General features: G+C 72.0%; 10 protein-coding genes. 2 read left to right on the top strand and 8 right to left on the bottom strand.

Features of this window, described 5'->3' with window-relative positions; genetic code table 11:
- Positions 1-145 precede the first annotated feature (145 nt).
- Positions 146-1,831, top strand: coding sequence for a hypothetical protein (locus ACTT8P_RS29960; protein WP_442834905.1), 1,686 nt, complete (start codon positions 146-148; stop codon positions 1,829-1,831).
- Positions 1,832-1,872: 41 nt separating this feature from the next.
- Here ACTT8P_RS29960 and ACTT8P_RS29955 read toward each other — a convergent pair whose 3' ends face one another.
- From ACTT8P_RS29955 to tpg, 7 genes are all read right to left on the bottom strand, one after another.
- Positions 1,873-4,347, bottom strand: a complete 2,475-nt coding sequence (locus tag ACTT8P_RS29955; protein ID WP_442834904.1) for an NB-ARC domain-containing protein — start codon at positions 4,345-4,347, stop codon at positions 1,873-1,875.
- 235 nt (positions 4,348-4,582) lie between these two features.
- Complete coding sequence (locus tag ACTT8P_RS29950; protein WP_442834903.1) at positions 4,583-5,206, bottom strand: tetratricopeptide repeat protein; 624 nt, start codon at positions 5,204-5,206, stop codon at positions 4,583-4,585.
- Between the two features lie 182 nt (positions 5,207-5,388).
- Positions 5,389-6,111 carry a helix-turn-helix domain containing protein gene (locus tag ACTT8P_RS29945; RefSeq protein ID WP_442834902.1) on the bottom strand — a complete coding sequence of 241 codons (723 nt, stop codon included), beginning with the start codon at positions 6,109-6,111 and terminating at the stop codon, positions 5,389-5,391.
- On the bottom strand, positions 6,111-8,153 hold the full coding sequence (locus ACTT8P_RS29940; RefSeq protein ID WP_442834901.1) for a hypothetical protein: 2,043 nt from the start codon (positions 8,151-8,153) through the stop codon (positions 6,111-6,113). Before ACTT8P_RS29940 ends, ACTT8P_RS29945 begins: the two co-directional genes overlap by 1 nt.
- Entirely contained in the window at positions 8,153-8,776 is a 624-nt protein-coding gene (locus ACTT8P_RS29935; RefSeq protein ID WP_442834900.1) for a DNA-binding protein, read from the bottom strand. The genes ACTT8P_RS29940 and ACTT8P_RS29935 overlap by 1 nt, the downstream gene beginning before the upstream one ends.
- A 130-nt stretch (positions 8,777-8,906) precedes the next feature.
- On the bottom strand, positions 8,907-9,830 hold the full coding sequence (locus ACTT8P_RS29930) for a hypothetical protein (RefSeq protein WP_442834899.1): 924 nt from the start codon (positions 9,828-9,830) through the stop codon (positions 8,907-8,909).
- Between the two features lie 99 nt (positions 9,831-9,929).
- The gene (gene tpg / locus ACTT8P_RS29925) at positions 9,930-10,499 is read right to left on the bottom strand and encodes a telomere-protecting terminal protein Tpg (RefSeq protein WP_442834898.1); all 570 of its coding nucleotides are present in this window, start codon (positions 10,497-10,499) and stop codon (positions 9,930-9,932) included.
- A 137-nt stretch (positions 10,500-10,636) separates the two neighbouring features.
- On the opposite strand from tpg, the gene ACTT8P_RS29920 reads away from it, so the two are divergent.
- On the top strand, positions 10,637-11,659 hold the full coding sequence (locus ACTT8P_RS29920; protein WP_442834897.1) for a TniQ family protein: 1,023 nt from the start codon (positions 10,637-10,639) through the stop codon (positions 11,657-11,659).
- Positions 11,660-11,718: 59 nt separating this feature from the next.
- On the opposite strand, the gene ACTT8P_RS29915 is transcribed toward ACTT8P_RS29920, so the two are convergent.
- Positions 11,719-13,857 carry a helix-turn-helix domain-containing protein gene (locus ACTT8P_RS29915; RefSeq protein WP_442834896.1) on the bottom strand — a complete coding sequence of 713 codons (2,139 nt, stop codon included), beginning with the start codon at positions 13,855-13,857 and terminating at the stop codon, positions 11,719-11,721.
- Positions 13,858-13,878 lie beyond the last annotated feature (21 nt).

The raw sequence follows: 13,878 nt of genomic DNA, 5'->3' as shown, positions 1-13,878 counted from the left end.
CCGCGAGCCGCGAGCCGCGAGCCGCGAGCCGCGAGCCGCGAGCCGCGAGCCGCGAGCCGCGAGCCGCGAGCCGCGAGACCGCTGACCAGCGGGAGACGCGGGTTTGTTAGAGGCGGCCTCGGTGTCGAGTAGTGGGCCGCTTCGCGTGCCGGTGGGCGTTGATGCCCACCGTTGGAGCACCTTTCCCGGTGAACGAACTCTGGTCGTCGCCGCGCGGACCGTCACCTCGACAGTACGGGTCCTCGAAACGTTGCCGTCCCTCCTGTGTGACGACCACCGCGTGAGCGTCGTCTTCGCCTACGACCCCACGTCCGCCTTCAACGCCGGTGTCCTCGAACTCCTTCACGATGCCGGGTGCCGGGTCATGCCCTGGGAACAACTGGGGAGCATCACCCCCGACCTGATCCTCTCCGCCAGTGAGAACATCGAGGTGCCGAAGGGCGATTGCCCGGTTCTCGTGCTGCCGCACGGCGTCGGCTTCCAAAAGTTCGTGCCGGATTCGCGGAGTCCGGGTGAGCGGTTGTCGGGGGCTGTGGCGGATTCTCTGCTGGAGACGGGACGTGCGTGGCTGGCTGTCTCGCATCCGGAGCAGGAGGAGCAGTTGCTCGCTGCCCACCCCAAGGCTGCTGGGCGCACACTGCTGGTCGGCGACCCGTGTTTCGACGAGATTGTCGGAAGTCGGCCGCGCAGGGATGCCTACCGGGAGGCGCTGGGCGTGGCGGAACACCAGCGTCTGGTCATGGTCAGTTCCACCTGGGGACCGACGTCGGTACTGGGACGCCTCCCCGATCTTCTCCCGCGTCTGCTCGCGCAGCTGCCCTGTGACGAGTACCGGGTCGGCGCGATCATCCACCCCAATGTGTGGTCGGCCCACGGGGCGTGGCAGATCCGCACCCTGTACGCCGCTGCCCTGGACGCGGGACTGCTCCTGATGCCGGCCGTGCACGCGTGGCGGCCCGCGCTCGTCGCCGCGGACGTCCTCGTGGGCGATCACGGCTCGGTGACGCTGTACGGGGCATCGTCGGGTATGCCACTGTTGCTGGCCTCGTTCGGCGGTGATGCGGTGCCCGGGACGGCCGTCCACGAGCTGGCGGCGGTTGCGCCCCGGCTCGATCCACGCGGGGACCTGCTGCGGCAGGTGGACGATGTCGTGCGCGGGCACCCGCCTCAACGCTACGCCAGGGTCGCGGATCGGGCTTTCGCCGAGCCGGGACATGCGCTCGCCCGGTTGCGCGCTGTCCTCTACCGCCTGCTGAAGCTCCCTGAGCCTGCTTCCCCGCCACCGTCTGCGCTGATGCTGCCGATTACGGATCCGCCCCTCTCACCGGTCACCTCCTGGCAGGCGACCACGGTCGTTACGGAGGAAGGCGAGGAGGTCAGCGTCTCTCTGTCCCGTTTCCCGGCTGCCGTCTGCGGGTTCGACGAGGCTCGCCCGGTCCCGCCGGGATCCTTCACCCACCTGGCATGTACGAGCGAGGAGCGCGACCGGCGGCTGGCCGAGAGCGCCTCGGTGCTCGTGCGCAGCCGCCGTGCGGCGACCTCGGTCGAAGCGCTGCGCTGGATCCGGAACACGCTCGCCCAACTGCCCGGAAGCCTCATCGCGGCCTCGGCCGTGCGCCAGGGCGTCTGTCTGGTCGGGCTCCGGGACGGCCGGGTGGTCGAGGCTTCCGCCACGGGCCCGGCCGGGGATCCGGGCCTGTCGGCCACGGTTGTCTACGCGTGTCTGCGCGCGGGGCATCCGCTGGACGGCAGCCGGGTGACGCTGCGGGTCGGTGGCGTGCGGGACGAGGACGTTGTCCTGCGTCTTCGTTCCGCGCTGCCGGCCCGGTAGCCCCGGGCCTGCCACCCCTTCCCCTCTGGCCGGGCCGGAATTCAGCGGCCGAGACCGTCCAGCCGCTGCCGCAGGCTCTCCGCCGTGTGGCTCCCGGCCGCCTCGTAGATCTCGACGGCCCGGGTCAGGCACTCGCGCACCAGGTCCTCGCGGCCTGCGGTCTGTTGTGCGATGTCGGCAAGCCGCACCAGGGCCTGCGCCTCATAGTGCGTCGCCCCCACTTCCTTCAGAGTCCGGGCCGCCTCGCGCAGGTCGCCGATCGCCTCTTCACTCTGGCCGAGATGGTCACGTACCCCGCCGATGGCGGCCCGTACCCTGGCTGCCATCCGCCGGTCCGGCTCCTCACGGGACTCCAGGTCCTGCAGCGCCCGGCGCAGGGTGGCCAACGCCTGAGTGTGATCGCCCTGGGCGTTCTGGGCGCATCCGAGGAAGAATGCGGCGATGGCTGCTCCACGCGCCTCCCCGGCGCTCTCGTTGAGTTCCAGGGACCGCTGATACGCCTCGACGGCACTGGAGGGCTCGAAGAGATCCCGGTAGCGGCCGAGGAATTCCTGCACGGAGGCGCGCAGGACGAGATGGCCGGACGCCTCGGCAAGAACAACAGCCTGCTCCAGCTCGGCTTCCGCGCGGTCGTTCTCGCCAAGGTCCAGCAACGGGCGCGACAGCAGGCTGCGCAGCCGCGCCTCGGCCGCTGTGTCCGCCGACGCCGCAGCGGCCTCGGCCCCCAGTTCCAGCGACTCCTTCCACGTCCCCAGGTAGCGGCGGTACAGGAAGAGGACCGTGAACGCCTCTGCCAGTTGCCAGACCAGGGTGTGCAGCCCGTGCCGGGCAGCCATGCGCAGCACGGCCAGGACTGCGCCGCGCTCGGTGTCCAGCCACTCCAGAGCAGACGGACCGCCGGGGGCGCAGAAGGGGTCGTCCACGTCCCGCAGGACGGCCGACAGGTCGGCGATGCGCAGCCTCTCGCGCCTGAGTGCCCGGTCAGCGAAGGCGGTGAGCGCAAGGTAGTGCGTGCCCACCCGGCCGATGAGCGCCTCCTGTTCGCTCTCCTGTTCCTCGTCCACCGCGCGCTCCCGGGCGTGCAGGCGCACCAGATCGTGCATCCGGTAGCGGCCGTCGCCCCATGCCTCCACCAGGCTCGCCTTCGCAAGGACGCCCAGCAGGCGTTTGGCGCGCGGTGTGTCGAGGCCGGCGGCGACCGCGGCCACGCCGGCGTCGAAGACGCCGACCGGCAGCCATCCGAGCAGGCGATAGAGCCGGGCGGCGTCAGTCGGCAGCAGCCGGTAGGAGGGACCCAGAACAGCGGACACCGAGGACTCCTCACCGTCCAGTGCCATACCGGCCAGCCGGCTGGCCTCGTCATCAAGTTCGGCGGCCAGTTCGGTCATGCTCAGACTGTCGTCGGTGACCAGACGCGCCGCCACGACCTGCAGTGCCACCGGCAGGCCGCCGCACAGCTCCACCAGGCGCTGTGCCGCCTGAGGTTCGGCCGTGACCGTCTCCGGGCCGCAGCGGTCCTTCAGCAGCGCCAGTCCGCCGTGCGCGTCCAGCGGCTTGACGGAGATCAACCGGGCCCCGTCCAAGGCCAGTTCACCGAGTCGGCCCCGGCCGGTGACCAGGACAGCGCTGCCCGGGCCCTTGGGAATCAGTGCACGCACGTGCGCGGGCTGGTTAACGTCGTCCAGGACGAGGAGGATGCGCAGGCCAGCCGAGCGGGAACGGAACAGGTTGGTCCGCTCCGCGAGCGAGCTCGGAATGTCGCTGTCGCTTCCCGGCAGCGATCTCAGGCACATGGCCAGGGCCTCGGAGACGTCCGCACCGGCGCCGGCCGGCGGTGCGGACTGGGTGCGCAGGGCGGCGAAGTCGACATACAGCTGCCCGTCCGGGAACCGCGCCCGGGCCCGTTCCGCCCACCGCCAGGCCATGGTCGTCTTGCCGACTCCAGGCAGTCCGTCCAGTACGCCCACACGGACGGGCCCGAGGCTGCCTTCTTGCGTGCCGAGGGTCTGGTCCAGCACCGCGAGTTCGGCCGTGCGGTTGCTGAACGGGACCATGGTGAGCGGCACTTGGTCAGGCAGAGCGTGAGGCCCCGGTCCGGACGGGGCGGGCTGGACGTTGAATGTAATGCCGCCGTGGATGTGCGAACCCTGGAAGGCCGGACCGTAGTTGACCCCACCGCTCACGAGGCTGACGAACGTGCGTGAGGCGTCGGGCGCCAGCTCGGACAGCAGGCCGGCCAGTTCCTGTGCCGCTCCAGGATCCTCCCGGAAGATCTCCTCCAGCCGCTGCTGCCACCGAGCCTGGAGGTCCGCCCGGGCGCTCACGTCACCCGATACCTGCGCGCTACCCAACTCCGCGCTCGACGCCTGCAGTTCCTCCTCGGCGTTCTCCCCCGCGGCCCGCCGTCCGAAGAACCGGCTCAGTGCACCCTTCGCCCGCTCCCACGACTCCGAAACCATCAGAGCCACCAGCGTCGTCGCCCCCGACGCCGCAAGCGCCGCCAACTCGGCTTCCACACAGCCCCCTTCACACCGTCCATCCCCACCGGGGACAGACACCCACCGTAGAGAGATCTTGACTGCATGGGCAATCCGACACAGGCACCGCCGCCACGGCAATTGCCCCGATCGGGCAATCAGCGTGAGACACGCACAGATCAGCTCATCCTTTTGTCCTGGTGGCGACGACAACTCCGGCCCCGGAAGAACCCTTGATTGTCCGACCGGACGTGCCGAACTCACGGCCTCCCCCTCACCCGTCCTGTCGGTTCTTCCGGTCGGTGCGCGGCACCGCGCCGGACAACTCTGCCGCTGCCAGGGCGAGATGGTGCAGTGCTCTCGCCTCCTCGTCGCGGCTGCCGCACGTGCGGCTGACGACAACGGCACGCTCCAGCCACTCGGCGCCCTCCCGCGGCTGGCCGCTGCGCAGGTAGGCCTCGCCGAGGCAGTTCAGTGCCATCGCCGTGTCCAGGTGCAGGCCCAGGTCGTCCAGTGTGGCAAGCGCGGCCTTCAAATGCCCGATGGCGGCGTCGAACTGGCGCAGCTCCACCTCGGTCAGGCCTATGCCGCGCAGTGTGATGGCGACGTTACGGCGGGCGCCGCTGCGTGTGTAGTAGGCCAGTGCCGTGCTGAACTCCCGCAGACCTCGAAGTGTTCGCCCCGGCAGAAGTGCACCCAGGCTCGGTTGCCGAACGGCGTTGGCCGCACCGTGTTCGTCGCCGATGCCGTGGAAGATGCGGTGGGCTCGTTCGTAGTGCGCGGCGGCGCCGTCGAGGTCACCGGTCTCATTCAGGGCCGGGCCGAGATTGTTCGCGGTGACCGCCTCGGCTTGCAGTCGTCCAGTGGCCAGGTGGCGGCTGACCTGTGCTGGCCCCATTCCCACGCCGCAGCAAGATCGGCCTGTGTGTCTCCCCCGTCAGCTGCATGAGTGCGGTGGCCGCAGCCCTCACTCGTTCGCCCGACGACAGCACCATGGTGTTCACCCCACTGTTGCAAGTCACCGGGGTGTCCGTGCGGCGTTGTGTTCGGGCCGTGCCTGGTGTGTCGTGACGGGTTCCGTCAGCGGGGCCGCCAGGTGCGGATTTCGAGGTGGAGGATGTGGGCGTCCGGTTGGATACGCCCGGTCTCCACGAGCCATTGGTGGACAGCGGCAGTGACGTCGCCTCCGGCGGCGTCGACGCGGCGGGCGAAGTCGGCGGCGTCGAAGCCGCCGGTCTGGGCGGAGCCGTAGGAGCGTTCCTCGGTGTGGTCGGCGCGCTGGATGACGTCGCGGCGGACGCCGGGTGAGTCGGTGCGGCTGCCGGAGGGGTGGAGGTAGGCGGTCTTGGCCAGGCGGACGGTGAAGGCCAGGCGCAGGCCTCGGCGGGCGGCTTCGGCGATCAGGGGGCGCAGGCGGGCGGAGCCGGAGGCGATCGCCTGGGCGGCGACGCGGCCGGCGCCGGAGCCGGTCGGGGTGATGAGGACGGCTTTGCCTCGGACCCGGGCGCGGGCGCCTGAAGCGGTGGTGCGCCGCTGGGTGTGGCGGGCGGCGATCGCGGCGAGTTCGGGCAGGTCGGTGATACCGCCGGTCTCAACGGCGGTGAGGACTTCACGCAGGGCGGTGGCGAAGGCTGCGCCTTTGTTCCTGGTGTAGAACTGCGAGACCAGGGAGGGGTCTCGGTCGATGATGCGGGCGATGTCGCGTTTGGTGTAGCCAGCCTGTTGTAGCCGGTCGGCGAGTTGCGCGGCTTCGTTCAGTCCGCTCTGGCTGCTGGGGCGGTCACGGCGGGCGCGGGGCGGCATCAGGTCTCCTGCCCGGCGGAGGTGAGGGCGGCTCGTCCGGTGTCCCGCAGGGTGAGGAGTTCTTCCTCGGTGGTGGGGGCGGCCAGGGGGCCGGTGAGGTGGCCGCGCAAGAGGTAGTCGCCGGGCTGATGGTGGTGGGGCCAGTTCTGGGGCTCGGTGAGGTAGAGGGCGTCGGTGCGGAAGGCGACGACGGTGCCGGGGGGTGTGTGCAGGGCTCCGGCGTAGGTGTCGTCGTCTCGGTGGTACTGGCTCAGCAGGGCGGCACGGGCGCCGGACCAAACGGTCGCGGCCCATTCGGGGTGGGCGTTGGGATCACGGGCGAACCCGGTGGCCCGCTGCCAGGTGATCAGCTCGTCGTCGAAGCCGATGATTTCCGCGTCCGGCGGTACATCCCGCTCCAGGTTGCGGGGGGTGGTGCCGGTGACCATGCGGGGGCGCTGGGCGAACGAGCCGATGCCGTACAGCAGGATGGCGCGCACGGCGCGCGAGGCCAGGTGAGCGGCGCGGGCCTGGCGTTCATCGCCCTGGTAGTGGGCCTGGGCGGAGAGGTTGGTCCAGGTGTCTTTGAGTTTCTTGGCCCAGTCGGCAAGGGGTTTGTCCGCTTCCCAGAGGATCCCATCGATGATCTCGATCTTCCAGGGCTGGATCGGGTTGTTGAGTGCCGTGTGGATCTCGGGTCCGCCGGCCCAGGTGGTGAAGGTGCTGCCCGGTGCGCTCGGGTAGTGCCAGGCGCGCTCTCCGGGGGCGGGGGCGGGCAGCAGGCCGACGTGGTTCCAGCCGTCGGGGACGGTGACCCGTACGTGCCAGTGGCCGCAGCCGTAGAGGGCGTTGGTCTGTTCCTGCGTCGTCCAGGAGGCGAAGGTGCGGCTGGTGATACGACGGGGTGTGCCGACGGGCGACTTCCAGGTGTGTTTGGCGTAGGCGAAGGTGCGGTCGTATTCGACGAGTTGAGGCAGTTGCCCGGGCGCGTGGGGCGGAGTGATGAGTTCGTTGCGGCCCTGGCCCGCGGTGGCGTGCAGCAGGCCGCGCAGTTCTTCCGACAGCACGGGGTAGCCGTCGGCGTACTTTCCGCGCTGGGGGATGGTGCGGGTCCACAGGTCACGGCCGGTCTGTGAGGGCGAGCCCATGATCACGGCGTCGGGCCAGCGGCGGCGCAGTTCCTGCCACAGGAGCAGGAAGGCGTCGCGGACCATGGCGGGGTCGTCGCCGTCCGCCAGGTCGAACCACTCCCCCACGGAGCGGATTTCGACGCGGTGGTCGCCGCCCTCGCGCTGGTAGCGGCCGACCGGGTTGCGGGCGTGGACGAAGTGCCCTGCCAGGCGATCCTTGCCGTGGCCGGTGTCGGTGTGCCAGCCGGGCATGGGGGCGTTCAGCCAGGCGGCGACCGCGTCACGCAGGTAGGGGTAACGGTCGGCGTCGCGGTGCCAGGGGTCACCGGCGGTGATGTAGATCCGCTCCACGCTCTCGGGGACGGTGTGGAAGACGGCCGTCAGGAGGGCTCCGGCGGACCGGTCACCGAGATCGAGGCGGGTGGTGTGGTCGCGGTGGACCAGCACGCCGGTGGTGGCGTCCAGGAAGACGGTGGCGCGAGGCCGTTGCACGAAGGGCGGGCGTTGGGAGACCAGTCCGGGGGCGTGGGTGAACCAGCGGTCAGCTGTGCTGCCGCCGGGCAGGGATGGCAGGGTGCGGGAGCCGCCGTCTGCGGTGAGGGGTGCCTGGGCCTGCCTGGCATCCGCCGGTGCGACAAGAGGCTGCGCCGCGGGCGCGGGTTCCTGTGCCACGGCATGGGTGTGCGGCCCGGAGGAGGGGGCGGTGGCAAGACTGTCGGGGGCGAGCTGGGGTGCGATGGTCACGACCTCGGCCACGCTGATTCCGGCAGCGGGCGCGATCCGGTCGGCCTTGGCCTTGTTGTAGCCGGCGAGTGCGGTGATGGTGTTGGAGCGTTCCGTCTCGAGTCTGGCCAGGGCTGCCGCGGTCTTCTTGATGTTCTCGCGCAGGGTGCGCAGTTCGGCCAGGCCGGTGTTGTAGCTCTGTGCGTCCATCACGGTTCCTCGGGCAGCCGGCGGGTCGCAGGCCTTGTGGTGTGGGTGGTGACGTAGGCGACCGCTCCGCCGGAGTGCGATTCCAGACGGGTGGCAAGCAGCAGTTCGGCGAGGGTGCGGTCGCTCTTCACCCGGGAGGTCAGTTCGGTTGCGGGGGCGGCCAGGTCGGTGACGTATCCGGCCAGCCGTGCGTCGGGGAAGGCGAAGCGGCCTTGCGTGTTGCGTTCGAAGGTGTCCAGGCCGGTCAGGACGGCGACCACGTACCCGGACAGGGTCACTGGCAGCACTCCGGCGGCGGCGATGCTGGCTGCGTCGCACCGCCACCAGCCTTTCAGGCTGTTGAGGAGGCGGTCTGGGCCCAGGTGAGGTGCGTAGCCGATCCACTGCCGGCCGTCGTCGACCGGGCGTGCCGCGTCGACGCGCAGCACGGCGAGTTCGGTGGCGTGCAGGTGGCGGAGGGGGGCGTGGGAACGTTCTTGCAGGGCCTGGACGACGGGCAGGGGCGTCATGACGCGGACGCCTCGGCGGGACAGGCCGGGCAGGACGCCCGCGTTGATGAGGCGGCGGTAGGTGGTGACGGCGCACCCCAGTTCCTCGGCTGCCTGTCCCGTGGTCAGCAGCACTGCTGCCTCCTCGGGATGCGGGTGCCTGCCGTGCCTGAACGGTATCGGCCCCCTCACCAGAATGCAAGCCTGATCAGATATCTGATCAGGCTTGTCGCTGGGGTGGTGTGTCCGGGGATGCCGGCCGGCGTCAGAACTCCGGTGTGCGGGCCTTGTCGGCGGCGGGGCCCTGTGCGCCGATGACGCTCAGACGCTTGTTGATGGCTCTCTCGCTGCGGCCGAACTCCCGGCTCATCTCCTCGGCTGTGGCGCCCTGGGCGCAGCGCTGGGCGAGCTGCTTCTCCTCTGCCTGCGTCCATCCCTCGTGGGAGCGGCTGTGGGTCTTGCGGCGTTCCTCGAAGGTGGGGCCGTGGGTCTGCTTCGGCACGGGCGCGGGCCGGGCGGCGGGCAACGGCGGGGCCGGGCGGGGGGTGAGACCGAGGCGGGCGAGCTGGTGGTGGATGGCCAGCGGGCTGCGCCCGAACTCCCGGCCCAGTGCGGCGAAGTCGCGTTCATGACGGTATCTCTCGGCCAGGTGGGCGCTGTCTTCGTCGGTCCACGGCTCGCCGCGCCGCGGGGCAGCCGGGGCGGGGGGCTCCGGGCCTGTGGCGGGGACGGGGGCGGCGGCTTGTGCCGGGGTGGCGCGGGCTGCGGCACCGAGCAGCCGGGCCAGGCCGTCGAGGTGGGCGGTGTCGATGTCCCCGCACAGTTCTCCTTCGATGTCGCCGGCGAGGGTGCTGACGGGCTCCAGGTACGGCTCGGGAGTGTTGTCGCGGTCGGGCGGGTTCGGCACGGTGCGGCTGCTGCCGACGGGCGTGGCCAGGAGGGCGTGCACGTGCCAGGAGGCCGTAAAGGTGCCGCCGCTGTCGAGCTGGTAGGCGACGGGGCCGGGGTCCAGGTCGGTGACGGCGAACAGGACGTTGAGGGTCTGCCCCGCGAAAGGGCTGGCTGCCTCCGGAGTGCCGGGCACCGGGAGATAGGTGAGGGTGCCGTGCCCGGGGTCTGCGACGAGGGCGGTGTCGAGGTCGCCGTGCCAGTGTCCGGCGGTGTCCTGGAAGGCGTAGATGAGGGCCATGGGCGTGGTGTCTTTCGCATCGGCGGGCGGCCCGGGTCACGGGCGCCGGGGTGTGCGGCTGGCGGCCTGGCGCGGGCGCCCCGCTGTTGGGAGGGGTGCTCAGTAGTGGAACTGGACGAGGTGGAGGTCGCTGATGGCGACAGCGGCCTGCTGCTGGTCGGTGGGCAGGGCGCGGAAGAAGTAGGCCTCGCCCATGCCGTCGGCCAGGATGCCGCGCAGTTCGTCCTCGTCCGCGTTGCGGTGGCGGGCCTCGAAGAGCGTCCGGGCGTGGACGGTGGGCAGGTCTTCGATCAGCGAGCGCAGGCGGGGGTCGCAGAACTCGCCACAGCTGGTGGTGTAGGTGAAGCGGGCGTGCAGTTGGACGGTGACGGAGCCGCCGTGGTGCAGGATCTGCTGGTGGGCGCGGCGCCTGACATCTGGCTGCCAGGCGCGGTAGATCTCCCGCTCGATGAGGGCCTGCTGGGCGGGAGTGAGGCCGCTGGTGTCTCCTGCGGCCCACCGGGTGACCGCATCCGGGAAGGCGAACAGCCGGGGGGCCAGCTCTGCGGCGCCCTGGCGGCGCAGCAGATGACGCACGCGCGCGGCGGGCCGGACCGGGGGGCGGATGGTCCAGTGGCGGGCGTCGGCGATGTCCAGGGCCTCGGCGACCGACGTGCTGTGGTGGGGCACGGTGCGGGGGTCCTCCTGCCGGGTTGGGGGCGCGTTGCCCCGGCCGGGTGGTGGTCGTTGTCCGGACAGCGGGGCGGGACTGAGCCACGCGGGGGCGCCGACGGCGAAGTGAGGGGCGGGGCGCGGTGGGTGTGCTGGTGGCGAAACCGGTGGATTTGTCGGCGGTGCGGGGAGAGGCGGCGAGTTCGTTCGTCGTCCGGCTGGCTGCCGCCAACGGCATCCAGCCGGCCGGTGTCCTTGACGATCTGAGGGTCCGGGGACATCACGCACTGGATCCGCGCACGAGCGAGGTACTGCTGAGCAGTCAGGGGATCGGGCTGCTGGCGGTGCTGGCCGGCCGGGACGAGGCGCACCTGCGCCGGACCCTGCCCACCGCCGCTGCGGGGCCGGTTTCCTCGCGGGCGCGGTCGGCGCGCGTCGGCCCGTGGCCTGCGGGCTGGACGGTGCTGGCGGAGTGCTCGGGATGCACGGCCCGCCGCAGCGATGGACTGCCGCCGGCGTGGCTGGCCGTGCGCGCCTCCTGGCAGGTGTGTGTGCGCCACGGGCAGTGGCTGCAGGGCGCCGACCGGGCGCAGCACATCAGTCTTGCGGGGCTGGAGGAGGTGGTGGAGGCTCATCGGCGCCGGATGCGGCTGGAGCAGCGGGTGGGCCCGTACGCGCGGGCCCTGCTGGCCGACGCCCTGCAGGTGGCCGGGTTTTGGTGGCGGTGCCGGCAGATGGGCTCGGACACGGTGTGGGCCCGACGGGAGCGGGCACTGGGCCTGGTGCGCCGGCCGCAGGCCCTGCCGCTGGTGGTCTACCCGGAGGCGGTCACGGTGGCGGAGGCGATGGCCGTGCACGAGCGGCAGCGGTGCTGGGGCCGGGACTTCGACAACGGTGCGCCCGGCTGGGTGTCGCGGCGCTGGATCACGTGGGTCGGTGAGCGGCTGGGCATGACCGAGCAGATGGAGCACGGCGGCTACCGGGCGCTGCGGAGCTGGACGATGCAGCACCGCGTCGCCGCCCCGGTGGCGGCCCGCCTCGCGCAGACGGCTCCGCCGCCGGGTTACCGCTCGGGGCAGATGCAGCCGCTGGAGCCGCACCGGCCGCTGTCCGAGACGCTGGAGGACTCCTCTTGCCTGCCCTGGAGGTTGGAGGGGCCGGTGACCAGTCTGCCGTGAGGAGCGCGGCGGCCGTTGGGGCGGTGCGGGGCGGCCGGTCCGGGCGGGCGCGGGAGCCGTCACCATGGGGCGGCGGTGTCGGTCAGTGCGGGGTTGTGGTCCTGGCGGCAGTGCTCGAGGAACCAGTCCATGGTGCGGACGGCGACCGGCCGGACGTGGCCGGGCGAGATGCCGACCCGGAATCCGCAGTCGGCCTCGCCGGTGATCTCCAGGATGCTGGGGGTCCGGGTGGCGTAGACGATGTGGCCCGCGTGGACGGCCAGCGGGAAGTGTCCCGTGCGGGCGGTCTGGCACAGTTTGCGGTGCACGTTGGCGCGGGTGTTGGCGGTCACTGCGGCCAGCAGGTCGGGGCGCCAGCTGGGGTCGGGCGGGCTCGTCCAAGGCAGGGCGGGGTGGTGGTCGGGGTCGGCTGGCTGGGCGGCCAGCCGGGCGAGGCCGCCGTCGACGGAGGTGTGCACGGCGCGCAGCAGGGCCACGCCTGCCGGATCACCGTGGGGCAGATCGTGCAGGGCGGTCTCGAACGCCTGCGGGGTCATCTGGGCGGTGATGCCCAGTCGTTGCAGCGCGGTGAGGTGGGCTTTGCGGAAGCGGTCGTACCAGGGGTTGAGGTAGGGCCCGGACGGGCTGGTGCGCCGCAGCCAGCCCTTGACGGGCCGGATGGTGACGCCGCGCTCCAGGGCGTAGGCGACCGCCGGGGTGGGGTGCCAGGCCAGGCCTTCGGTGGGGAAGGGGGATGGCAGCTGGGGGTGTTGCGGACGGACGGGGGGCAGGGCGACCAGCCAGCTGCCGGGGGTTCTGCGGTCGAAAGGAGGTTCATCGACCTCGCAGGCCGAGCCGTCGGCGACACGGATGTTGTTGCAGTCGGCGACGTAGGGCAGGTTGACGGCCAGGCAGACCACGTATGCGCACTCGGCTTCGGCAGGGGCGGGGGTGCGCCACCAGTTGAGGTCTTCGACGGCGAGGCTGTCGGCGGCCGCCCGGCCCTCAGCGAGATGGTGGCCGGCCGGTGCCTCGCACGGTGCGGGATCGACGCACTCGGTCAGTGCGCCCGGTGCGCCTGGGCACAGCAGGGCCCCGGAGACGGGGTGCCGGCGCGCCGGCGGACGCAGGTCGCTCATCAGCCGGTGGCCGCAGTCTCCGGGCGTGCCCAGCGGGGTGCGCAGCAGGCTCGTGTACTGGCCCAGCAGGCAGGCCAGTTGGGCCGCGTCGAGGGTCTCGGGCAACTTCCACGCGTCGCGGTACAGGGCGCCCCAGGCGGTGACGGCCAGGTGGATGCCGTCGCGGTGGGGGTCTTGGTTGCTGGGGTGGAGGGTGGACCAGGGGCCGAGTCCGTGGGTGTCGGTCTGCCAGCCGATCGCCCGCAGCTGCCGCAGCAGGAGGTGGTCGCTGCGCGGATGCCGCTGTGCCCAGGCGGGCGGGGCGAGCGGCAGGGCCAGACGGGCGGTGGCCGCCTCGGTCAGGACGAGCAGCGGGCCGGCGTCCAGCCCGGCCCCGGGTTTGACGGCGGGCGCGCCCAGGCCTGCGGTGACGGCCCAGGACAGCAGCTCGGTGCAGTTGTCGGCGGCGAGAGGGCGGCGGTGGCCGTCGGGATAATGGGCGGCGAGTCCCTGCCCGCCGTCGGTGTCGATCACGGCGAGGGGGCCCGCGCTGGTGCGGCGCCCGGCGGTGGGATAGTCCAGGCGCGCGGCAGGAATAGCTGGCGGGAAGACCACTGCGGGCTGCGTGGGAGCCGGCTGGGCTGGTACGGAGGCCGTCGGCGGTGAGGCGGGGTGTGGGGCGGGGGCGGGGCACCGGGTGCCCAGATGCTGGGGTTTGCCGCCGACGCGCTGGCCGGTGGGCTGTCGGCAGCGCCGGCACGGCTGGTCGGTGCCGGCCTGGGACGGGATCTCGCGGTGGATGGCTCCCAGGGCGGGCCAGTCCGGTGCGGTGGTGTCCGGATACGTGGGCGCGGGAGTCTGCGTGAGCCGTGCGTGCAGCCCCGCCAGCAGGTTTCGGTAGACGTCGGCGTTGTGGCCGCGCGGGGTGGTGGTGCCGTTCTCCCAGTCCCGGACGGTGGTCTCGGTGACCGAGCAGGCGTCCGCCACCTGGTGCAGGGACAGGTCGGATTGCCGCCGCAGCCTGCGCCGTTCGTCGGGGGCGGGCAGGTCGCGCGGTGCGGCGGCGGGCAACAGCGCGTCCGTGGGAAAGAGTTCGTACACGGCTTGTCCCAACTCCTCGGA

The organism is Streptomyces sp. JW3 (genome assembly GCF_052216785.1).
Taxonomy (GTDB): domain Bacteria; phylum Actinomycetota; class Actinomycetes; order Streptomycetales; family Streptomycetaceae; genus Streptomyces.
The sequence above is the reverse complement of the archived record's forward strand: the minus strand, read 5'-3'. Positions and strand labels throughout refer to the sequence as shown.

Excerpts from the sequence above, each read along its gene's own strand:
- ACTT8P_RS29950 (WP_442834903.1), bottom strand. The coding sequence starts at position 5,206 with ATGGGGCCAGCACAGGTCAGCCGCCACCTGGCCACTGGACGACTGCAA.
- ACTT8P_RS29945 (WP_442834902.1), bottom strand. The coding sequence starts at position 6,111 with ATGCCGCCCCGCGCCCGCCGTGACCGCCCCAGCAGCCAGAGCGGACTG.
- ACTT8P_RS29940 (WP_442834901.1), bottom strand. The coding sequence starts at position 8,153 with ATGGACGCACAGAGCTACAACACCGGCCTGGCCGAACTGCGCACCCTG.
- ACTT8P_RS29930 (WP_442834899.1), bottom strand. The coding sequence starts at position 9,830 with ATGGCCCTCATCTACGCCTTCCAGGACACCGCCGGACACTGGCACGGC.